Genomic DNA, 21,376 nt, shown 5'->3' on the forward strand with positions numbered 1-21,376 from the left:
GTAAGCTGAACAACTCCGATCAGCTGTGGTTGAACCAGTTCAACCAGCGAAGAGGCCACGGATAACGCGGGCCGCCCTGAGACGTCACCAGTGCTATACGCTGCTGAATTAATCCCAGCAAGCTCGGACGCTCTTCTTCAGCTTCTCCTTCGGTGGAGTAAATCAGTCCGGTCAGGATAGGCAGCGCTTCGTCTGCGCTATCGACTGCCCATAAGTGAAACTGGCCTTCGCGAACGGCATCAATAACCTGCGGATGAAGACACAGATTACGCACGTTGCTGGTTGGCAGAATGACCCCTTGCTTACCGGTCAAACCGCGACGCTGACAAACCTCGAAGAATCCTTCGATTTTCTCGTTCACGCCACCAATAGGTTGCACATTTCCAAACTGATCGACAGAACCGGTCACCGCAATTTGCTGGTTGATCGGTTGCATCGACAGCGCGCTGATCAGTGCGCAGAGTTCAGCAAGGGAAGCACTGTCGCCGTCCACTTCACCGTAAGATTGCTCAAACACAATCGATGCGGAGAAGGGCAGAGGCTGGTCGAGTTCTAACTCGGAAATCAGGAAGGCCTGCATAATCATCATGCCTTTCGCATGAAGATTGCCGCCTAGTTCTGCTTTGCGCTCAACGTCGGTAAATTCACCGTCGCCGGTGTGTACGACACAACTAATGCGGGAAGGTTCACCCAGCGCGCGCGGGTGGCCGGGGTATTCCAGTACCGACAGCCCGTTAATTTGTCCGACCACTTCGCCTTCCGTTTCGATGCGAATCTGGCCCAGCTCGATTTCATCCTGCATGCGTTCCTGCAGGTAGCTCTCACGCCATGCTCGTGCGCTGGATGCCGCATCAAGCGCTTTGGCGCTGAGCAGTTCATCTTCATTATAGAGCGCCGCTTCACTGAGTTGCGTACTGAGCCAGACCGGATCGAGCGTCAGGCTGCCCTGATCGGTGCTCTGGCGGATTGCCAGCTTGAAAAATTCAGGCCAGGCGTCTGCGGCCAGGCGGGGAATTTCCAGCTCATCGGCCAGCGTATTGACGTAACCACACCAGGTTTCCATGTCGCTTTCTTCTGTCAGCGGCAGGTCTGCTTCAAATTCGCCATAAATAGCGGAATCCATCAGCTCCGGTTCCATGTCATTCAAATCGCCCAACGAGAGACGGTCACCGACCAGAATCAGACGAATATCCAGCGGCATTGGCGGAATAGTGACAGGCAACGGTTTCGTCTCATCGGGGGAAACCCAGTGGTACAGGCCTTCGGTGATCATTTGCTTCAGGCGTAACCACATCAGCGGCTGAGCGATGAGCGTACGAATAGAGAGCACCAGCACACCGCCGTTGACCTGATGAACCAGACCCGGTTCAAGCTGGATGACATCTTTATGCACTCGGACACAACCAAACAGCTGCTCCGGCTCAAGCCATTCGCGATACTGGCAGGTGAATTTTGCGGCAAAGGCATCTTCTGTCGATTTTGCGGCGAGCAGGGTCACCTTGTTGCCTTCAACATGGTAGCGGTTGCCGGTGACCTCAGTGAGTTCAGGTAACAGATCGCTGACGGCCTGGGCAATGCGTGACAAATACTCACGGTTTTCCTGCGCTTTGAGTGTCATAAAGCGAGGGCGTGAGCGAGGGTGACAAAACAGCGTTAAACCATTTTCCAGCCGGGGCTGTGTTCCAGCGAAATCGACAGGGGCTAACTGGGCTGCCGTTGCAAATATTGCCTCATAAGGCGCGGAGTCAGGCAGTAAAAGCTGCCAGTCAAGTCGGTTATTGGTCAATGTGTTAGCTGTTTTCAATAAAAGGGAAAGAGCGATTATACAAGAATAAATCCGGCTGCATACAATGAGAGTCGCAACTGAATAGGTGTGAGTGCACATTGCTGAACAGGTGCGCAAAAAATGGACAATATATGCAGCGTTTTTTGGGGTGAAAATTGAAATAAAGCTGTTATGCTTAGTAAAGTTACGGGGTCACCGAAGAGTTCACGATGAAATATCAGCAACTGGAAAATCTTGAAAGCGGTTGGAAATGGAAGTATCTGGTGAAAAAACACCGGGAAGGTGAGCGCATTACCCGCCACCTGGAAAACAGTGCCGCACAGGAATCCGTGAATCAACTTCTCAGTTTGGAAAATGAGCCCGTGAAGGTTGCGGACTGGATCGTCAATAACATGAATCCGGCGCTGGAAAACCGTCTCAAACAAACCATTCGCGCACGCAGAAAACGTCACTTTAATGCCGAGCATCAGCACACCCGTAAGAAATCCATCGATTTAGAATTCCTTGTCTGGCAGCGCCTGGCAGGGCTTGCACAACGTCGGGGAGCAACGTTGTCTGATACGATCATTCAGTTGCTCGAAGATGCAGAACGAAAAGAAAAATACGCCAATCAGATGTCTTCATTAAAAGAAGACCTGCAGCAAATCCTCGGTAACCAAGATCTTTGATCGTTCAACTTTCACTGGCTTAACGCTGTTCGTTTTTGTTTATGACTGATGAATCTAAAGCATAAAAAAACCCCGCCGAAGCGGGGTTTTCAATATCTGTCGTTAAAGCTAAAGAGTGTTATTAAGCCTGTGGCTGAGTAACAGTGTCTTTGTAGCCTTTAACTTCGATTTCAACACGACGGTCTGGTGCCAGGCAGTCGATCAGAGCAGCACGGCCTTTAACGGAGTTACAGGTAGAACCAGTAACTGGGTTAGATTTACCTTGACCTTGTGCAGAGATCTTGTTGGAAGGGATACCTTTAGATACCAGGTAATCCACTACGCTCTGTGCACGTTGCTCAGACAGTTTCTGGTTGTATTGTTCTGAACCGATACGGTCGGTGTAACCCAGAACGATAACTGAACCGTCTTTAGGATCGATTGAACTCAACTGGCTGTACAGCTGATCCAGAGCCTGTTGGCCTTCTGGTTTCAGAGTCGCTTTGTTGAAGTTGAACAGAACGTCAGACTTCAGAGTGAATTTCTTAGTTTCAACAACTGGAGCTGGTGCTGGAGCTGGAGCTGGAGCAACAACTGGTGCAACATCATCCTGACCGAAACGGTAAGAAACACCTACAGACAGCATGCCGTTGTCTGGACGTGCGCCAACAGTCTGCGCGTCGCCGATGTTGTTAACCCACTGGTAATCCAGACGGGTAGCCCAGTTTTTGGTTACTGCGTATTCAACACCCACTGCTGCCAGTGGAGAAACGCCAGTGTCGTGATCGCTTACGCGCTCACCAGTACCACCGAAGTTACCTTTAGAGTCTGCACGCCAAACCATACCACCCAGACGGGTGTAAAGGTCCAGATCGTCAGTCAGCGGGTAGCTCAGTTTAGCAGCCAGCTGAACGCCTTGTGCTTTGAACGCGCCATTGTTCACGCTGCCTTTGTAAGGCATACGGCCAAGCCAGTCATATCCCATTTCAAAGCCCAGGTATTGGTTCGCTTGGTAACCCAAGAACGCACCTGCACCCAGTTGGCTATCGTGGGTAGGGCCGTTGCCGATACCTTTGTAAGCATTTGCGAAACCAGTGTCATGGTATTGGGACCAGCCCAATTTACCACCGGTATACCAGGTGTTATCTTTAGGGGCGGCTTGCGCTACGGTAGCGAAACCTGCCAGTGCCACTGCTAATGCGATAGCTGTCTTTTTCATTTTTGCGCCTCGTTATCATCCAAATAGGCAATTGAGCTTTAAGCTTTAAGCCCTTGGTTAAAATCCTTACGCCAAGGTTCTTGCATCAGTTAAGAACTTGCCACTTTACGTTGGCATTATAGAGCAACCTTGGCGTTGTAAAGTCTACAACGTGGCGCGAAACTTACAAGCTTGATGTGTTAACACCGTGGAAAAAAAGGGAAAAACGTACACATTTCTTAACGGCTTTGACTATTTGTTGACAAATCTTGCAGAGAATCTGAGGTCTGAATACCCGTTTTTACTGGGTTTGTGGCCTCTTTCAGCACAAATCACTAAGTTCCCGGTTATTTTCATAGGAACATTCCTATTTTCAATTAATGGTATACGGAAGAGTGAATTTTTACCGTGGAGTGATGTCCACTAGCTGAATTCTGTTCATTTATTGGCTTCATAATGAACCCGTAAGACCCTCCCTGACGCGCTGCAATTTGCAATCTTTCTCTCTCAGAATCATTCAAATCGGGTAACCACCCAAGTACGACACTGTAGTTACCGGTCAGTAATGCTTTTTCCATGGCATCAACGGTCGACATCGCGGTGATCTGATTAACCTGCACCATTTTATCGACCGGTAAGCCCGACTGGGATAACCAGTGGCGACTCAATTTTTGCTGAGGTGTGAGCCACAACAGCCAGCGTGATTGCATGCCCAAATGGTGCAGTAAAGGCAGTAGTAACTGCGCAAATGCTGGCTGGCTCGCACTATAAACGAACTCAGTGATCAGACCATTATTCAAGGACGCAGACGAATTTACCTGTGTGTGAGCGACGGGCAAAGCGGACTGACTAAAATGATGATTTGTACGATGTTGAGTGCGCATAGTGATATACCCCAGCAGGTTACTGTATGAATGTACAGTACTCTGGCGGTGAGCAAAGATCAACCCAATTTTTCCAAGACATCTCGCAAATTTTGAAGGGAATAACCTCCAGCTGCATTTTATGTTTGTTGCGCTTCCTGACATTGCGTATTTTGCTTTTAGCTGTACAGATAACTCAAATTGTATTTAAGGAATGAACATGAAAAGGATAACGCAATGATAAATCAGTCAAAAAAAAGAGTGCTTGAGTGTATGGCAATTTTTGCTCCTCTGGGCAAAATCCGTACTCGTACCCAGTTCGGCGGCTTTAGTTTATCTGCCGATGGGGCAATGTTTGCACTGGTCTCCGATGGCGATTTATACCTGCGCGCCAGTGCTGAAACTGAGGCACATTTTTCTCGGAAGAAAATGGAAAGATTGATTTATCGTAAGCGCGGGATGGATGTGAAGTTACGTTATTTCAAGGTGAACCCGGCACAGTGGGAAGATCCCGACGTTGTGCGAAAACTGGGTAAATACTCACTCAAAGGGATGTTGCGTGAAATCGAAGTGCGCAAATGCAATGAAGCCGGGCGGCTTAAGGATTTACCCAATCTCTCTCTGGCTCTGGAGCGATTGCTCTGGCAGGTGGGGATAGCAAACTCGGGAGAACTCCGCACTCAGGGGGCATGCAAGACTTATCTGAAGCTCTGCGCCATGAAAAAGAAAAACCTGGGCCTCAGCTTATTAATGGCACTGGAAGGGGCAATTTTGGGATTTCATGAAGCTGCTTTGCCGATGGCTTCCAGAGAAACATTGACTCACTGGTTTAACCATCAGCAAGAGCAGTTTACAGACCCGATGCACTAAATTTTACCTGCCCCCGGACGAGGCGTCATTCATGGCTCTGAACGGGCAGAATTTTACTGTTAAGACTGGTGAGCTCAGGAAGATGAGCCACCAGTAATCCGATTTGCTGCAAAACGAGCTGCTCTTTGCTGTCGGAGTCCGTTGTGCGCATCTGGATCCTTGCTGTCAGTTGCCCGAGGGCTTGTTGTATCCGTCCTGCTTCTGAAGGCAGATGGTGCAAAGCACCGTCAACACAACAGGCGGTGTCATCGAGCAGGCTGAGGGTTTCGGTATCACTGAGTTTTTCGCGATGCGCGCCAAGCGCCGAAATATAGCTCAGCATCGTATGGTTCAGGCAGAGTAAGCGAAACGCAGCTTCCAGCGTCGCGGGGTCGTTATTCTTTTCTGAACTCATGTTCGACACCACGGAGGCCAGCTCCGCGTCACAGTTATGCGCGTCACGGCGTGCCAGACGATAATCGAGGCTGTTGTCTTTGCCCTGATGGTATTGCACCAGAATGGCATCCAGATACCGGCAGTTGGCGTCGAACGTTTTACTGACGACTTTATCAATCTGTCTGAATTTCCAGTCAGGCCAGATGTACGTTACGGCGGCCCAGGCAATCGCACAGCCAATCAGCGTATCGATGATTCGGGGTATCGCGATCTCAAAGCCTTCGCCCAATAAGTTGAAGCACAACAACACCAGCAAGGTGATGAACATTGTCGCCTGCGCGTATTGCACGGTGCGGAAGGCAAAGAACAATAATCCGCTGATCACAATCAGGATCATTTGCCCTTCAACCGACGGCACGAAATACAAAATTGGAATGCCGAGCGCGATGCCCGCCAGTGTGCCAATAATCCTTAACGCCAGCCGTCGGCGGGTTGCGCTGTAGTTCGGCTGACAAACAAACAGGCTGGTCAGCAAAATCCAGTAACCGTGACTCAGGCCGCTGACCTGAATGAACACGTAGCCTATAAACAGCACCACCGACATACGCACCGCATGGCGAAATAACACAGATTGCGGGGTAAAATGGCGGGAGATCCGTAGCCAGATATCATCCAGCCCGGTGAGTTTATCGTCGACAAACGGGCTCTTGCCGGTCTGATTTTCTGGCAATGATTGTTCGGATTCGAGATTCGCCAGTTGCGCGTCAATCGCGTGCAGGTTTCGCAGCAGGTGGCGCAAAGCCTGGAGCATTTCCCGATGTTCACCCTGTGTTTCCAGCCGTTTAAGCGCTTCTTCAAGGCGGAAAAACGCCCGCTCGAACTGGCTGTTATGCGTATATTGCTGGCGATAAAGAATGCACTGAGAAAGCTGCAAACAGGCGCGGGCCTGCATACTCATCAGGCGCTGGAAGCGGAAAAGGATGTCGCTGTGATGAAACTGCTCGCTGAGTTTGAGGTATTTTACATGCGATGAACTGGCACGTTCATGAATGTCCTGCACGACGAAATAATAGTGCAGGGTGCGTCGTGTGCCTTTTTGCCCGCGGTCACCTTTGAGACGGGTTTGCAGCGTATTTTTTGTCTGATTCAGCGTGGAAACCAGCTGGCCGTTGGCCATGGCCAGCTCCACCAGTTGCTGATTATTGTCTTCCTGATCGGGGTCAAAAAGCGTCGCTTTGGCTTCCAGATAAGCCGCCAGTTGCGTGAAACAGCGGGAAATCTGATCCTGCAACGGACGGATTGGGAAAATTATATGCCCGGCCAGCGTCAGCAAGTTATACCAGATAGCGCCGGCGAGCAGGATCAGCGGCTGCTGATACCAGATGTGATACATGCTGGTGCCGAGCATCGTATAAATTGCGATGAGCAAGGCACCGAACGCAATCGTGGCGTAGCGTTGCCCCAGCGCCCCCAGCAGGATAAAACCGCAGGTCGAAATCATCAGTCCCGGCGCGAATAACCAGGGGTAGGGGAACAGCAGTTCAATGGACGCTGACGCAATAAAGAAGCAGACCAGTGTGATGAGCAGATTGCGCAACCGACCGGCGAGACGATCGTCCAGATCGGCCAGCGCGGCCGCCACCACGCCCAGCGTCAGAGGAATGGTCAGCGTTATCTGACCCAGCCACCAGGGCATTGCGGCGGCACCCGCCAGCGCAATGAAAATCCTGATGTGGTAAAGCACATTGCTGTTATAGGCATAACGCCTCAAACCCGGTGCAATAGAAAGCACGGAAAAACCTCACGGTTAAGATCAAAAATGAAAAATCAGCGAATGCGTCCGTTTTTTAACTGACGGCTGGCATTGGCTTCACGGACTTGTTTTGCCAGTTCGACGGAGACGACTCTGCGTCCCACTGGCCAGAGTGCGATGGCGGCGATTTTAAAATTCGCGATACCCACCGGAATGCCGATAATGCTGATGCATTGCGCAATGCCGGCCACAATGTGTGACAAGCATAACCACCAGCCGAAAAAAATAAACCAGAAGATATTCAATAAGGTTCCGCCGCCGGACATCAGCGCGTTACGTTTTTCCGGATATAATTCGTCTACATGCACTGCTTCATTGCCAAAGGGCATCAGCGAAAGGCGGGTAATTTCCCAGCAAGAGCGGGTCAGCGGCAGGGTGAAAATCAGCACAATGCTCATCAGAGTGGCGAATAACCAGGCCAGCGTTGTGAAAAAACCGCCTAAAACGAAGTTAAGAATATTGAGTACAGTGCGCATATCGACTCTTCCCGAAGCTATTAATAAGTTGAAAAATTTCAGGTTAACTAAAAAGAAACACCGTCTTATTCTACCCTGTTTTGGAATGTGGATCGCCTCTGCATATCAAAGGTAAACTCTTAAAACGACTTGCGTGTAAAATAACAACTATTACTTTTCCGTCAGGAATAAAAGAGAAAAAACGGTGTGATGATATGGAATTGAAATCGACCTCTTTCGGGAAACATCTGGCGCAACATCCCTACAACCGGGTGCGTCTGCTTAATGCGGGCGTAGAAGTCAGCGGCGACAAACATCACTACCTGATCCCTTTTAATCAGCTTATTCAGATCCGCTGCAAGCGCGGCATTGTCTGGGGCGAGCTTGAATTTGAATTGCCTGAGGCAAAAGTCGTCCGGCTGCATGGCACGGAATGGCAGGAAACGCAGCGCTTTTATCAGCATCTCCTCAAAATCTGGCAGGCCTGGAGTGAGGAAATGAGTGGTGTCAGCGCGGGCGTTCTGCACGGGCAAATTGAAAAAATCACGCACATTGAAGAACAAGATAAATGGTTTAAAAGCGTCGATCTGGCTGATGTTCAGAAAGACATCACAGAAGCTTTTTCCGCCATTCCTGTCCCCGTCGAACGGCTCAATGACTTCGATAATTGCCGCGAAGATTATCGCACTTGTTTACGCTGGCTTGAGCAGGGCAAACGCAGCGTAGATAAACGCAATCTGGCCTGGACGGACCGGGTTATTGCGGAAAATCAGGACTTCTTCGATACCGTTGAAGTTTCTCCGCTAAACGAGAGTCAGTGCCGCGCGGTTGTGAATGGCGAAGATGCTGTTCTGGTGCTGGCAGGCGCAGGCAGTGGTAAAACCTCCGTACTGGTGGCCCGCGCAGGCTGGTTGCTGCGCCGACAGGAAGCCGTACCTGAGCAAATTTTGCTGCTGGCGTTTGGCCGTCAGGCCGCGGATGAAATGAACACGCGTATAAAAGAACGTCTGCATACCGACGGGATCAAAGCCAAAACGTTCCATGCGCTGGCCTTGCAGATTATTCAGGAAGGCAGCAAGAAAGCGCCAAAGATCAGCAAACTGGAAACGGACGCAAAAGCCCGTCGCAGTCTGCTGATCAAAACCTGGCAGGAACAATGCGCCGGGAAAAAAGTGCAGGCCAGCGGCTGGCGGCAGTGGATGACCGACGAACTCGAATGGGATGTGCCGGAAGGGGATTACTGGAAAAGTAAATCGCTGGCCGAACGTCTGGGCAGCCGCCTCGAGCGCTGGCTGAGTCTGATGCGTATGCACGGCGGCAGTCAGGCCGAAATGATTGAAAACGCACCTGAAGAGGTGAAAGATCTGTTTTCGAAGCGCATCCGTCTGATGGCTCCGTTACTGAAAGCCTGGAAAACCGCCCTGAAAGAAGAAGGCGCGGTGGATTTCTCCGGGCTTATTCATCAGGCCGTAAATATTCTGGAAAAAGGCCGCTTTGTCAGCCCGTGGAAACACATTCTGGTTGATGAGTTTCAGGACATTTCGCCACAGCGCGCGTTGTTGCTCTCCGCACTGCGCAAGCTGAACAAACGCACCAGCCTGTTTGCCGTGGGCGATGACTGGCAGGCCATTTACCGTTTCAGCGGTGCAGAGCTTTCGCTGACGACTGCTTTCGCGACGAACTTTGGCGAAGGCGCGCAGTGCGCGCTCGATACCACTTACCGGTTCAACGATCGCATCGGTGAAATTGCTAATAAGTTTGTTCAGCAGAATCCTTATCAGCTGAAAAAACCGCTGAACAGCCTGACCAGGGGCAACAAGAAAAATGTGGTGATCTTGCCTGACGATCAGCTGGAAAAACTGCTGGATAAACTCAGCGGTTATGTCACGGCTGATGAACAAATTCTGGTGCTGGCTCGATATCACCATTTACGGCCACAAATTCTGGAAAAAGCCGCCACCCGCTGGCCGAAACTGAATCTTGAATTTATGACGATCCACGCCAGTAAAGGTCAGCAGGCAGAATATGTCATTATTATCGGACTGCATGAGGGCAATGACGGTTTCCCGGCACCGGCCCGTGAATCGGTGCTTGAACAGGTCTTGCTGCCGGAGCCGGAAAACTTTAGGGATGCCGAGGAACGGCGGTTGCTGTATGTGGCGATGACCCGCGCGAAGCATCAGGTCTGGCTATTGCAGAATAAAGCGCGTCCTTCGGTTTTTGTCGAACAGCTCGAAGATATCGGTGTTCCGGCGCAACGGAAACCCTGATAACAAATCGCCCGGCAAATGCCGGGCGATTTGTTTATAAAAACGCTGTGAATCCAAAACCTTGCGAATCACTCTTTCAAACGTGCCCACAAATAACGCTGATAATCAGGAATTGAAATGTCCACTTCTGACTGGAACAGCGGTGATGCAATCAGGAAATCTGCTGTTGCCACATTGGTTGCGACCGGAATATTCCACACAGTCGCGAGGCGCAGCAGGGCTTTTACATCCGGGTCGTGAGGGACGGCATTGAGCGGATCCCAGAGGAAAATCAGCAGGTCGATTTTCCCTTCGGCAATCAGCGCGCCAACCTGCTGGTCACCGCCCATCGGGCCGCTCAGCATACTTTTCACCGTAATTCCGGTGCTCCGCTGTACCATATTCCCGGTGGTGCCGGTGGCGTAGAGAATATGCTTTGACAGTTCAGCCACGTTTTTATCCACCCATTTCATCAGGGTGTTTTTGCAGTGATCATGCGCGACCAGGGCAATATGTTTTTGTTTGGCGATCGTGCGGGTCGTGTATTCCATCAAATTCCCTTCAAAGAGAAAGTAAGAGTGGATCACAGAATACTGAAACTCCGTTTTACTGCATAGCGCGGGGGCAACAATTCGGCGTTAAGAAAGAGAATGCGTGATGGAGATTAAGTTACGAGGTGCGTTCCTGTTTTTCAGGCAGCTTAAACCAGAGCAACAATTGTTCAATACCCGCGTTTGCCGCCAGCCGGGTCCAGAGCGGGTGAAGATAGGCGATGGATATTTGCGAAGGAACTTCACGCGCCAGCGCCGATTTCTTATCGGTATTTCCCCTGGCGAAAGAAGGCACGGCAGCGCGTGCGCCGGATAAGTTATACGTCATCATGAGCTTTTCAGCGCCCGCCGTATTGCCCGGATTAAACAGACTGAGAACATCGCGTTGAGTCGCCAGCGTGTTTCCCTGATCATCCACCAGTTGATAATTCATTTGCTGGCTGAACTGGGCGGTGTCTTTTTCAGTAGTCAGCGAAGGTAGTACAAAGGAAACGGCGCGGCTTCCTTTAGCATTGAACGTGACGATAAGGGCCGGAGAGTGATAAATCAGTGCGTTTTGCGCAGCAGCAGGGTGCAGATTTTTGCTGACCTGAAACAGAATCTGATGTTGGCCGCCATCCAGTTCGAGGCTGTCTGCGCCTTTCAGGATCGCGCCGGACATCTGTTTACCGTCAATAACCAGCACATCCACATCCGCAGACAGTTTGAGTGAGGTCGCAGAAGCAGACGCCATCAGGCTGAAGCTCGCTAATGCGACCAGCGCACGACAGACTTTCATTCTTCTCTCCTCAGACACACATTGCTCACTCTCCATTATTCAGTAACGGCGATTGTGTGTCAAAGTTTTACAAAATGTTTTAATTTTACATAAGGGCAATTCTGAGGGCGATCCTTTTTGCACCCTGCACTGTCGAAACGGTCAGGCTGCGTTACACTTACCGGAGACAGGTCAAAAGGAGATAACCCCGTGCAAGACAATGATATTCGCAAAATTCTCGAGGACGTAAAAACAATCGCTCTGGTGGGTGCCAGCGACAATCCTGGTCGCCCGAGTTATGGCGTGATGGCCTATCTGCTTTCGCAGGGATACAAAGTCATTCCGGTCAGCCCGAAACTGGCAGGGCAGGAATTACTTGGGCAAAAAGCGGTGGGAACGCTGGCCGAAATCGCAGAACCGGTGGATATGGTCGATGTTTTCCGCAACGCCGAAGCCGCTTACGGCGTGGGGCAGGAAGCCATCGCGATTAAAGCGAAAGTGCTGTGGCTTCAACTGGGCGTGATCAACGAACAGGCCGCCGTGCTGGCAAAAGATGCCGGGATGAAAGTGGTGATGGATCGTTGTCCGAAAATTGAAATCCCACGTCTGGGAATGGAAAAGTAATTTCCGGCCCGCTACAGGCACAAAAAAACCGGCCAACATAGCCGGTTTTTCATTAAACGGGTGCGGGATGATCAGTTGCGCAGACGCGGTGCCTGTAACTGACTGCGGATTGACGCAGCCAGATCATCCAGAGAGGTTTGTTCAGGATGTGAACGCGCGGCCTCATGGTCAATCTGAATTTCTGCCAGATAAGTGTGAACGGGCTGGCCTTCTTCATCTTCCATCACCACGTGATACCAGGGCGCGGCACGCATTGAATCGTCAGCGGCAACGTCATCGACGCCGGGTTTTTCGAGTGAATATTCCGCGTCGACGTCAATTACCACGCCTAAATAACCCAACAGTCTGTGGCGAACTTGCTGGCCGATACCGTATTTGCTGGCAATCATAGTCGTCTCCCAAAATTATCCATTAATCTCTATATGGAGATAAAATGTGCTATTTCAAGTTTTGACCGCTTAATCTGCTAAAAATTCTGCGACGTGCTGCCGGAACAGCACGTCGTGAACATCGGATTAATTCATCACCAGACAGGCGAAGCCCTTCAGGTACAAACCTTCAGGATACGCGCCGGTCACCGGGTGATCGGCAGCCTGACGGAATTGCTCCACGAACTGAATTTCGCGACCGGCATCGAGTGCGGCGTCCGCGAGGATTTTCTGGAACAAATCGGTTGGCAGCAGGCCGGAACAGGAGAAGCTCAGCAGAATTCCGCCCGGACGCAGCAGTTGAATCGCCAGCATATTAATATCTTTGTAGCCACGGCAGGCGCTCGCCAGCTGGTTTTTGTTCTCAACAAATTTCGGCGGATCCATCACAATCATGTCGAACTGCTGGCCTTCCGAGCGGTATTTACGCAGCAACTGGAAGACGTCTTCGCGGACGAATTCTGCTTTCGACAGATCGAGTTTGTTCAGCTCAACGTTCTGACGTGCAACGTCCAGCGCGGCCTGAGAGGTATCCACGTTGGTGACTTTGGTGCAACCGCCCATCAGCGCGGACACGGCGAACGCACCGGTGTAGGAGAAGCAGTTCAGCACGTTGCGGCCAGCCGCGTAGTTGCGCGCGGCTAAACGACTGTCACGCTGATCAAGATAGAAACCGGTTTTATGGCCTTCTTTAATATCCACCAGCAGGCTCATGCCGTGTTCCTGAATCGGCAACAGGGCAGGCGGTTCTTCACCGACGACATGGCCCTGAACCAGTTCCAGACCTTCTTTTTTACGCACGGCGACGTCGGAACGATCCCAGATGGCGCATTCCGGATAGCAGTGTTGCAATGCGGCAATCAGCGGTGCGCGCTGGTATTCAGCACCGGCGGACAGCAATTGCAGTACCAGGAAATTCTGGAAACGGTCGATGGTAATGCCGGGCAGGCAGTCGGATTCACCGGCAATCAGACGGTAGCCGTCCAGCCCGTCGCGTTTGGCGATATAATCACGCCAGCTTTGCGCCTGCTGTAAACGGCGGATGAAGAAATCGATATCGATGTCTTCATCTTGCTTGAAAGTCCAGACACGGGCACGGATCTGAGATGACGGCGAATAAGCTCCGCGCGCCAGCCATTTGCCCTGACTGTCTACAATATCAATAGTGTCGCCGGAATTGGCTTTCCCCTCGACGCGCTGAACAGCGCCGGAAAACACCCACGGGTGGCGGCGTAAAAGTGATTTTTCGCGGCCTTTGGCCAGAATTAAACGTGCAGTCATAAAATTAGGTTCTGTCGGTTCGGAGACAAAAAAGAGCGACATTGTCCGGTCATGCAGGTGAAATTGCAACGAACCATACCGCTAACGGAGAGAAATAATATGGCAAAAGTCAGTATAGCTGCCTATGTCTACGGCAGGGTGCAGGGCGTCGGCTTTCGTTTTTCGACACTACATCAGGCAACCGGGTTAGGGCTGACCGGTTATGCAAAAAACCTTGAAGACGGCAGCGTCGAAGTGTTGGCGTGCGGCGAACAGGAGAAAGTGGATCAGCTGTTAGCCTGGCTCAAACAGGGCGGCCCGAAACATGCACAGGTTGATCGCGTGCTGACTGAACCCGCCGCGCCCGGCAATTACACCGATTTCAAAATTAAATACTGAAGCATTACAGGCATTTTACCGGCTTAGGCAGGCCCGCAATTTTAGTCGCCTGTTTCGCCGGGCCTTTCGGGAACAGCCTGAACAGATAGCGGCTGTTGCCTTTCTCTTCACCGTATTTTTGTGCCATCGCTTTCACCAACATGCGCACGGCCGGTGACGTATTGAATTCGAGATAAAACCCGCGCACGAAACGCACCACTTCCCAGTGCGCATCGGTAAGCTGAATGCCTTCTTTTTCTGCCAGCAGCGGCGCCATGCCTTCCTGCCAGTCATTACTGTTTTTCAGGTAACCCTGAGCGTCGGTTTCAATCACCTGACCGTCAAACTCCAGCATACAACCTCTGACCTGTAAAAAATTCAGCCAACAGTTTAGCAAAAAGCCCTGTCTGACAAAATAAAAAGCCCCGCGCGGTGGCGGGGCCCGAACAGATTACGCGTGTAATCAGTTACGTGATGACATCCCGAGAATGCTCAGCAGGCTGACAAACACGTTGTAAAGCGACACATAGAGGCTGACCGTAGCGCGAATATAGTTGGTTTCGCCGCCGTGAATAATATTACTGGTCTCCCACAGGATTGCGCCCGCCGAGAACAGAATAAACAGGCAGCTTATTGCCAGTGACAACGCCGGAATTTGCAGGAACAGGTTCGCGATAACCGCGACCAGCAGCACAACAAAGCCCGCCATCATCATCCCCGACAGGAACGACATGTCTTTTCGCGTGGTCAGCACGTAAGCCGAACAACAGAAGAAGACCAATGCCGTACCGCCAAGCGCCAGCATAATAATGTCACCGGCACCCGCAGAAAGCAGGGAGCTCAGCAACGGCCCCAGCGTATAACCCATGAAACCGGTCAGCGCGAAGGCGGACAAAATACCCGCCGGGCTGTTCGCCGTGCGGTAAGTCAGGAACATCAGGCCGTAAAAGCCGACGATAGTCAGCAGGAAGCCCGGTGCAGGTAAGCGGAGAACCGTACTGGCTGTTGCAGTAATCGCTGAAACGCCGAGCGTCAGGGCTAACAGGAAATAAGTATTGCGCAACACCCGGTGTGTGCTTAACAACGAGCCTGCGCGTGATGACGAAGAGGCAACGATACGATCCATAATAAAATTCTCACTTTTAACAAAAAAGTTGAAGTCGGTGAAAATACAAACAGATTGAAGTGTAAGGAGTTGCGCGGCGTCATTAAAGACGTTTTACCCTTCTTTACCTGCCCAAACGGCGCAGGGCGGGGCTTCGTGATGCCAAAATCGCCGTAATGGTGCATAAATCGCCGCTTGAGAACCGAATGCCTGTTTTTCAGGCAATTGAATGCAATCAGGCTTTACAACCTGATTGGCTATGTTTATAGTTCGCTTCGTTGCGGAGGGGTGGCCGAGCGGCTGAAGGCACCGGTCTTGAAAACCGGCGATGGGAAACCATTCGAGAGTTCGAATCTCTCCTCCTCCGCCATAAACAACACAAGAAAGCTGCTAAGCAATTAGCGGCTTTTTTTGTATCTGAAATTTGTGAAGCTGATTTAAATGCTCATAAAATCAACAAAATAGGCTGAAAATAATGTTTGCATCTTTTTTTCGGTCTTGTATACTACGCCCCGTACTGAACGACTGATGTCGCAAAGTGCTTGTTGTTTACGGAGGGGTGGCCGAGCGGCTGAAGGCACCGGTCTTGAAAACCGGCGATGGGAAACCATTCGAGAGTTCGAATCTCTCCTCCTCCGCCATAAACAACACATTAAAGCTGCTAAGCAATTAGCGGCTTTTTTTGTGCCTGAAATTCGGGGGTTTGTACGAAGACGTGCCTTTACGCGGGCACGAAACGCCCGCAGTAAGTGAAGAAAAAGCCCGATAACTACGGCTGAAAAACGTGCGCGTTGCCTTCTATTTGGATCCCGACTGCCGATCCCACAGCAATATCCCTCTGGCTGACCATCCTGATATCGAGCACTTGTTTGCTGCCGGCAAGTTCAAGGCTCAGCGTCGAGATAAACCCCGCGAAATCAACGCTGACGACTTTTGCCAGACAATGCGCTGCGCCTGTCAGGTTTTCTGCGGGCGTAATACGAATCTGCTCCGGGCGCAGCATGATGCGTGCATTGCCGGTGCGAAAAGCATTATCCACCGCAATATTTCCCAGTGCGCAGTGCGCCTGACCGCGTTCAAGGTGCGCGTCCAGCAGCAACGTTTCCCCTAAGAATGTGGCAGTCAGTTCGTCTGCCGGACGCAGATATAATTCCTGCGGCGCGCCGACATGCGCCAGTTTGCCATTACGCATGACCGCAACCTGATCGGCAAAAGACAGCGCTTCGGTCTGATCATGTGTTACCAGCACCGAGGCGATGCGCGTTTCGGCCAGCAGTTCCGCCACCGCTTTTCGGGTCGATGCGCGCAGGGCAGTATCGAGTGCCGAAAACGGTTCATCGAGCAACATCAGTACCGGTTTTTGCGCTAATGCCCGCGCCAGTGCCACACGTTGTTGCTGACCGCCAGACAGTTCGTGCGGCCAGAGCGCAGCCAGACGCCGGTCCAGCGCCACCATGTCCATCAGTTCGTCGATGCGGATTTGTTTCTCGCGTTTTCCCCCCGTCAGCCCGTACGCAATGTTCCCGGCAACCGTGAAATGCGGAAACAGCGCGCCATCCTGCGGAACAAATCCGATGCCTCTTTTATGCGCGGGAATATGCAATCCGGTGCCATGCAGCAGATTTCCCTGCAAAAAGACTTTGCCGTGATCGGGGTTTTCGAACCCGGCGATAATGCGTAGTAACGTGGTTTTCCCCGATCCGGAAGGGCCAACAATTGCCGTCCGGCTGCCCGCACTGACGCGCAGGTCGATATTCTCCAGCACTTTAACGGCTGAATAGGATTTACTGATCCCACGCAGTTCAAGCGTACTCATAGTCCGGCCTTACGTTGAGATTGTGAATAAAGGATCCAGGTCAGCGGCAGCGACAACAAAACGATCAGCAGCGCATAAGGCGATGCCGCCACATAATCAATTTCGCTGGTCAGCGCCCAGAACGCCGTCGCCAGCGTGCGCGTACCGTTGGGAGCCAGTAATAATGTCGCCGTCAGTTCATTGGTGACCGCCAGGAAAACCAGCGCGGCTCCTGCGGCGGCACCCGGCGCGGCAAGGCGCATCGTCGTGCTCCACAATGCCTGAAAAGGGGAACGTCCCAGACTTCGTGCGGCGTTTTCCAGTTCAACCGGTGCCTGAGCAATGCCCGCCCGAAGGTTGATTAACGCGCGCGGCATAAACATCAGCAGATAGGCGAACAAAATGGTGATTTCCGTCTGATAGAGCGGGCGCGCCATACGGATGGTAATGGTGACCAGCGCCAGCGCGACAACAATACCGGGCAGGGAACTGGTGATGTAATTGCAGCCTTCCAGAAAACGGTATAACCGCCCCGGATAACGCACCGAAATCCAGGCCATCGGCACCGCGCAAACCGTGGTTATCGCCGCACCGGCCAGCGCGTACAGCAGCGTTTGTTTCAGCGCGGGCCACAGTTGCGGGTTAAGCCAGACATCGGTGCCTCCGAGATAAAGCCAGCGCGCCAGCGTAACAAACGGAACGCCGAGCGACAGGGCAGTCAGCAGGATGGGTAAGCATAAACTCAGTGCGGTCAGGCCGGTGCTCATCGGACGCAAAGTCTGACGTCTGGCGCTGCCGGATCCGACACGGGCATAGCGCGCTTTCCCCCGGCTGGCGGATTCCACCAGCAAAACGGCGAGGCAACACAACGCAAGCACACCGGCGAGCATATTGGCGGCGGGGCCGTTAAACGTGGACTGAAACTGATCGAAGATGGCGGTCGTGAACGTATCAAAGCGAATCATCGCATAAAGGCCGTATTCTGCCAGCAGGTGCAGGGCAATCAGCAGCGAACCGCCCCAGACTGCCAGTTTGAGTTGCGGGAGGATTACGCGGAGAAAGACCGCGACGGGCGCTGAACCCGATGACGCTGCCGCATCTTCCAGACCGGGATCGAGGCGCCGTAACACGGCGGCTGCGGGCAGATAGATAAAGGGGAAATAGGCAATCAGGGAGATAAAGACGCCCGCGCCCAGCCCGTGCATTGACGGAACCAGGCTAATCCAGGCGTAGCTTTGCACAAAAGCCGGCACCGCCAGCGGCGCGGTGGCCAGCAAAGACCATATTCTGCGACCGGGCAGACGGGTTCTTTCGGTCAGCCACGCCAGCGCAATGCCGGTGACAGCGCAAAGCGGCAGCGTGATGACCACGAGCAGCACGGTATTGGTCAGTAATTCGCCCACGCGCGGGCGAAATACCAGTGCCTTAACCGTTTGCCAGCCGGTATCGAGGGTGATGCCGACCACAAATCCCAGTGGAAGCAAAGACAGCAAGGACAGCAAGACCGCCGCCAGCACAATACCGGTTCCTGCCCGGCGGGAGGAACCGTTGCGGCGGTTACGCCATCTGGCGCGGACACCTTCGAGACTCATATTCGACATAATGGATAAGGCACGCTGCTCGTGAAAATTGCTGCTGTTACAGCAGACCGGCTTCAGTCATTAAATCGACCACTTTTTTGCTGTTCAGCTTAGACGCATCCACTTTCGGCGCATCCAGATCTTTGAGCGGAACCAGTTTCGGATTAGACGCGGCGTTCACGCCAACGGCATATTCAAACGCATCGTTGGTGCGCAGAATTTCCTGCCCTTGTTTGCCGGTGATCCACTTAACAAATTCCTGCGCTTCTTTCTGATGCTTGCTGGACGCCAGAACGCCGCCGCCGGAGATGCTCACAAACGCGCCCGGATCTTTGTGTTTGAAGTAATACAGTTGGGTATTTTTGCTGTTTTCACCGGTTTTGGCCTGATCGACAAAACGGTAGTAGTGATAGATGATCCCGCCGTCGATTTGCCCGGCATTCACGGCTTTCATGACGGTGCTGTTGCCTTTATAGGCGGTGAAATTGTTTTTCATCGCTTTCAGCCATTCCAGTGTCGCTTTTTCGCCTTTCAGCGCCAGTAGGGCGCTGACGATCGCCTGGAAATCCGCACCAGAAGGTGATGCGGCCCAGCGGCCTTTCCATTCTGGTTTCGCTAAATCCATCAGTGACTTAGGTAGTTGGGCTTCACTGATTTTTTCCGGGTTATACACAAAAACCGTCGTGCGGGCGGCGATACCAATCCAGCGTCCGTGTTCAGGGCGGTAAGCCGGGGCAACCTGTTGCTGAGTGGCCGAATCGAGCGGGGCGAAAAGTTTGGCGTTATCCACCAGCACCATCGCCGGTGAGTTCTCGGTCAGAAACACGTCGGCCGGAGAGGCGCTGCCTTCCTGCACCAGCTGGTTGCCGAGTTCGCTGTCGCTGCCGTTTCGCAGCGTAACTTTGATACCCGTGTCTTTGGTGAATCCGTCGACCCAAGATTGCACCAGATTTTCGTGCTGAGCGTTATAGATAACGATGCCTTCATCGGCGGCACTGGCAGAGAAAGCCAGCATCAGTGAGGAAGCGAGTAAAGCGACTGGCCCGAGTGAAGAAAAACGTAACTTCATAAGAAATCCCTTAAAAAGAAAAAAGAAGAAGATAACGGCGTCATGACATGTGCAGCACATGGGAATGCAAAGGTAGCAAATCGCAAACCATACTGAAATTGATTCGTATTTAATTATGTAAAAACATCTCATCATCTTTCAGCCCCGCTTTATGCCACATCCAAGATTAAGAAAACCTTAGGGACGCGATGCCTCTTCAAAAACCGTGCCTTCTTTCTGCCCGTATTGCCGTGGCGAACAGCCAGGCGTGCGTTTAAACGGGGTACTGAGAACCCCTTCGCGCCGTGGTTTTAATGGTGTTAATTGCCTAAAAAACGCCCCGACTCACAAATCGGGAAGATAAAAACAATCCCGCATTGCCAGTCTGACGTTATGCGTTATGTTGATTTTTAGTTTCCCAAATGTAACTAGAGGTTAACAATAATGTCTAAAAAATTACGTCTGTCTCTGATTGCTGCTTCTGTACTGATCTCTTCCTCTGCAATGTCTGCACTGCCACAGGGTTATCCTGCGGACTACCAAAAAGTCGTCGATGCCGCGACCAAAGAAGGCAAAGTCGTGGTGTATTCCACTACCGACACCAAAGCCGCAGGCCCGCTGATTCAGGGGTTTGAGGCCACGTATCCGGGCATTAAAGTGGAATATAACGACATGAACAGCACCGAGCTGTACAACCGTTATATCAGCGAACAGGCGGCGGGCGGCACCAGCGGCGACGTGGTCTGGAGCTCTTCGATGGACACCGCGCTGAAGCTGGCGACCGATTACGCGCAGGAATACAAATCGCCTGAACAGGGCCAGTTGCCGAAATGGGCGGTGTGGAAAGACAAAGCCTACGGCACGACCTACGAACCGGTGGTGTTTATTTATAACAAACGCCTGATCCCGGCCGGTGATGTGCCGGATTCTCATGCGGCGCTGGCAAAACTCATCGCCAGCCAGACCGAGAAATTCAACAAAAAAGTCACCACTTACGATATCGAAAAATCCGGCCTCGGCTTCATGCTTTCCGTGCAGGATTTCAAAGCCGATCCGAACTATTTCAAAACGCTGGCTGACGTCGCCAAAGGCGGTTTAGCGGTGCAGTCTTCCACCGGCACGATGATGGAAAGGGTGTCCTCCGGTGAAAACCTGATTGGTTTTAACATTCTCGGTTCCTACGCCGAAGCCCGCGCAAAAACCGATCCGTCGCTCGGCATTTCCTATCCGAAGGATTACACCCTGGTGCTTTCGCGCGTTTCCTTCATCAGCCAGCAAGCCCAGCACGGCAACGCCGCCAAACTGTGGCTGGACTACGTCCTGTCTGAAAAAGGGCAAACTATTCTGGCAAATCAGGCTGACATTCCGTCAATCCGCAACGATATCGACGGTAAAAACGACATCGACGGCCTGACCAAACTGTTAGGCAATGCGCTCAAGCCAATCCCGGTCGATGAAACCCTGCTCGAATACCTGCAACAGAAAAAACGTCTGGATTACATCAAAGAGTGGCGCGCCGCAGCACAAAAATAAGACTCACGGAGGCCTCCGCGCCTCCTGTTCTCTTGTCTGATTTCGTTGTTCAGGGTTCCTA

The 21,376-nt window shown here is 52.0% G+C and carries 20 protein-coding genes and 2 tRNA genes; 8 read left to right on the forward strand and 14 right to left on the reverse strand.

Going from position 1 to position 21,376, the window contains the following annotated elements; genetic code table 11:
* Positions 1 to 19: 19 nt before the first annotated feature.
* Entirely contained in the window at positions 20 to 1,786 is a 1,767-nt protein-coding gene (locus BV494_RS02885; protein WP_104921489.1) for an AAA family ATPase, read from the reverse strand.
* A gap of 209 nt (positions 1,787 to 1,995) precedes the next feature.
* Here BV494_RS02885 and matP point away from each other — a divergent pair, with 209 nt between their 5' ends.
* Positions 1,996 to 2,454 (forward strand): macrodomain Ter protein MatP, encoded by a 459-nt coding sequence (gene matP, locus BV494_RS02890; protein ID WP_104921490.1) that lies wholly within the window; start codon positions 1,996 to 1,998, stop codon positions 2,452 to 2,454.
* Positions 2,455 to 2,575: 121 nt separating this feature from the next.
* On the opposite strand, the gene ompA is transcribed toward matP, so the two are convergent.
* A complete protein-coding gene (gene ompA, locus BV494_RS02895; protein WP_104921491.1) occupies positions 2,576 to 3,652 on the reverse strand; it encodes a porin OmpA in 1,077 nt (358 codons plus the stop codon).
* A gap of 356 nt (positions 3,653 to 4,008) precedes the next feature.
* The gene (sulA, locus tag BV494_RS02900) at positions 4,009 to 4,515 is read right to left on the reverse strand and encodes an SOS-induced cell division inhibitor SulA (protein ID WP_104921492.1); all 507 of its coding nucleotides are present in this window, start codon (positions 4,513 to 4,515) and stop codon (positions 4,009 to 4,011) included.
* 216 nt (positions 4,516 to 4,731) lie between these two features.
* On the opposite strand from sulA, the gene BV494_RS02905 reads away from it, so the two are divergent.
* Positions 4,732 to 5,364 (forward strand): TfoX/Sxy family protein, encoded by a 633-nt coding sequence (locus BV494_RS02905; RefSeq protein ID WP_104921493.1) that lies wholly within the window; start codon positions 4,732 to 4,734, stop codon positions 5,362 to 5,364.
* Positions 5,365 to 5,389: 25 nt separating this feature from the next.
* Here the strand turns inward: BV494_RS02905 and yccS are convergent, their stop codons facing one another.
* The gene (gene yccS, locus BV494_RS02910; RefSeq protein WP_104921494.1) at positions 5,390 to 7,531 is read right to left on the reverse strand and encodes a YccS family putative transporter; all 2,142 of its coding nucleotides are present in this window, start codon (positions 7,529 to 7,531) and stop codon (positions 5,390 to 5,392) included.
* A 35-nt stretch (positions 7,532 to 7,566) separates the two neighbouring features.
* Positions 7,567 to 8,028, reverse strand: coding sequence for a YccF domain-containing protein (locus BV494_RS02915; RefSeq protein ID WP_104921495.1), 462 nt, complete (start codon positions 8,026 to 8,028; stop codon positions 7,567 to 7,569).
* A 194-nt stretch (positions 8,029 to 8,222) separates the two neighbouring features.
* Between BV494_RS02915 and helD the strand changes: the two genes are divergently transcribed.
* Positions 8,223 to 10,277 (forward strand): DNA helicase IV, encoded by a 2,055-nt coding sequence (gene helD, locus BV494_RS02920; RefSeq protein ID WP_104921496.1) that lies wholly within the window; start codon positions 8,223 to 8,225, stop codon positions 10,275 to 10,277.
* A 68-nt stretch (positions 10,278 to 10,345) separates the two neighbouring features.
* Here helD and mgsA read toward each other — a convergent pair whose 3' ends face one another.
* Positions 10,346 to 10,807, reverse strand: coding sequence for a methylglyoxal synthase (gene mgsA / locus BV494_RS02925; protein WP_104921497.1), 462 nt, complete (start codon positions 10,805 to 10,807; stop codon positions 10,346 to 10,348).
* A 118-nt stretch (positions 10,808 to 10,925) separates the two neighbouring features.
* Complete coding sequence (locus BV494_RS02930) at positions 10,926 to 11,585, reverse strand: YccT family protein (protein WP_104921498.1); 660 nt, start codon at positions 11,583 to 11,585, stop codon at positions 10,926 to 10,928.
* 189 nt (positions 11,586 to 11,774) lie between these two features.
* Here BV494_RS02930 and BV494_RS02935 point away from each other — a divergent pair, with 189 nt between their 5' ends.
* Positions 11,775 to 12,188: a CoA-binding protein gene (locus BV494_RS02935; protein WP_104921499.1), complete on the forward strand. Its 414-nt coding sequence runs from the start codon at positions 11,775 to 11,777 to the stop codon at positions 12,186 to 12,188.
* A gap of 71 nt (positions 12,189 to 12,259) precedes the next feature.
* On the opposite strand, the gene hspQ is transcribed toward BV494_RS02935, so the two are convergent.
* Positions 12,260 to 12,577, reverse strand: a complete 318-nt coding sequence (gene hspQ / locus BV494_RS02940) for a heat shock protein HspQ (RefSeq protein ID WP_104921500.1) — start codon at positions 12,575 to 12,577, stop codon at positions 12,260 to 12,262.
* Between the two features lie 126 nt (positions 12,578 to 12,703).
* Positions 12,704 to 13,897, reverse strand: coding sequence for a 23S rRNA (cytosine(1962)-C(5))-methyltransferase RlmI (gene rlmI / locus BV494_RS02945; RefSeq protein ID WP_104921501.1), 1,194 nt, complete (start codon positions 13,895 to 13,897; stop codon positions 12,704 to 12,706).
* A gap of 99 nt (positions 13,898 to 13,996) precedes the next feature.
* Between rlmI and yccX the strand changes: the two genes are divergently transcribed.
* Positions 13,997 to 14,275: an acylphosphatase gene (gene yccX, locus BV494_RS02950; RefSeq protein WP_104921502.1), complete on the forward strand. Its 279-nt coding sequence runs from the start codon at positions 13,997 to 13,999 to the stop codon at positions 14,273 to 14,275.
* A 4-nt stretch (positions 14,276 to 14,279) separates the two neighbouring features.
* Here the strand turns inward: yccX and tusE are convergent, their stop codons facing one another.
* Both tusE and yccA read right to left on the reverse strand, forming a co-directional pair.
* Entirely contained in the window at positions 14,280 to 14,609 is a 330-nt protein-coding gene (gene tusE, locus BV494_RS02955) for a sulfurtransferase TusE (RefSeq protein WP_104921503.1), read from the reverse strand.
* Between the two features lie 108 nt (positions 14,610 to 14,717).
* Complete coding sequence (yccA, locus tag BV494_RS02960; protein ID WP_104921504.1) at positions 14,718 to 15,380, reverse strand: FtsH protease modulator YccA; 663 nt, start codon at positions 15,378 to 15,380, stop codon at positions 14,718 to 14,720.
* A gap of 261 nt (positions 15,381 to 15,641) precedes the next feature.
* Here yccA and BV494_RS02965 point away from each other — a divergent pair.
* Both BV494_RS02965 and BV494_RS02970 read left to right on the forward strand, forming a co-directional pair.
* Positions 15,642 to 15,729 (forward strand) — tRNA-Ser (locus tag BV494_RS02965).
* Positions 15,730 to 15,912: 183 nt separating this feature from the next.
* Positions 15,913 to 16,000 (forward strand) — tRNA-Ser (locus BV494_RS02970).
* A gap of 128 nt (positions 16,001 to 16,128) precedes the next feature.
* On the opposite strand, the gene BV494_RS02975 is transcribed toward BV494_RS02970, so the two are convergent.
* Genes BV494_RS02975 through BV494_RS02985 form a run of 3 tightly spaced genes read right to left on the reverse strand, consistent with a single transcriptional unit; the run spans position 16,129 to position 19,803 of the window.
* Positions 16,129 to 17,175, reverse strand: a complete 1,047-nt coding sequence (locus BV494_RS02975; RefSeq protein ID WP_104921505.1) for an ABC transporter ATP-binding protein — start codon at positions 17,173 to 17,175, stop codon at positions 16,129 to 16,131.
* Entirely contained in the window at positions 17,172 to 18,755 is a 1,584-nt protein-coding gene (locus BV494_RS02980; protein WP_104921506.1) for an ABC transporter permease, read from the reverse strand. The genes BV494_RS02975 and BV494_RS02980 overlap by 4 nt, the downstream gene beginning before the upstream one ends.
* 37 nt (positions 18,756 to 18,792) lie before the next feature.
* Positions 18,793 to 19,803: an iron ABC transporter substrate-binding protein gene (locus BV494_RS02985; protein WP_104921507.1), complete on the reverse strand. Its 1,011-nt coding sequence runs from the start codon at positions 19,801 to 19,803 to the stop codon at positions 18,793 to 18,795.
* A 423-nt stretch (positions 19,804 to 20,226) separates the two neighbouring features.
* On the opposite strand from BV494_RS02985, the gene BV494_RS02990 reads away from it, so the two are divergent.
* A complete protein-coding gene (locus BV494_RS02990; RefSeq protein ID WP_104921508.1) occupies positions 20,227 to 21,315 on the forward strand; it encodes an ABC transporter substrate-binding protein in 1,089 nt (362 codons plus the stop codon).
* Positions 21,316 to 21,376: the final 61 nt, after the last annotated feature.

It is taken from the genome of Rahnella sikkimica, from assembly GCF_002951615.1.
Taxonomy (GTDB): Bacteria; Pseudomonadota; Gammaproteobacteria; order Enterobacterales; family Enterobacteriaceae; genus Rahnella; species Rahnella sikkimica.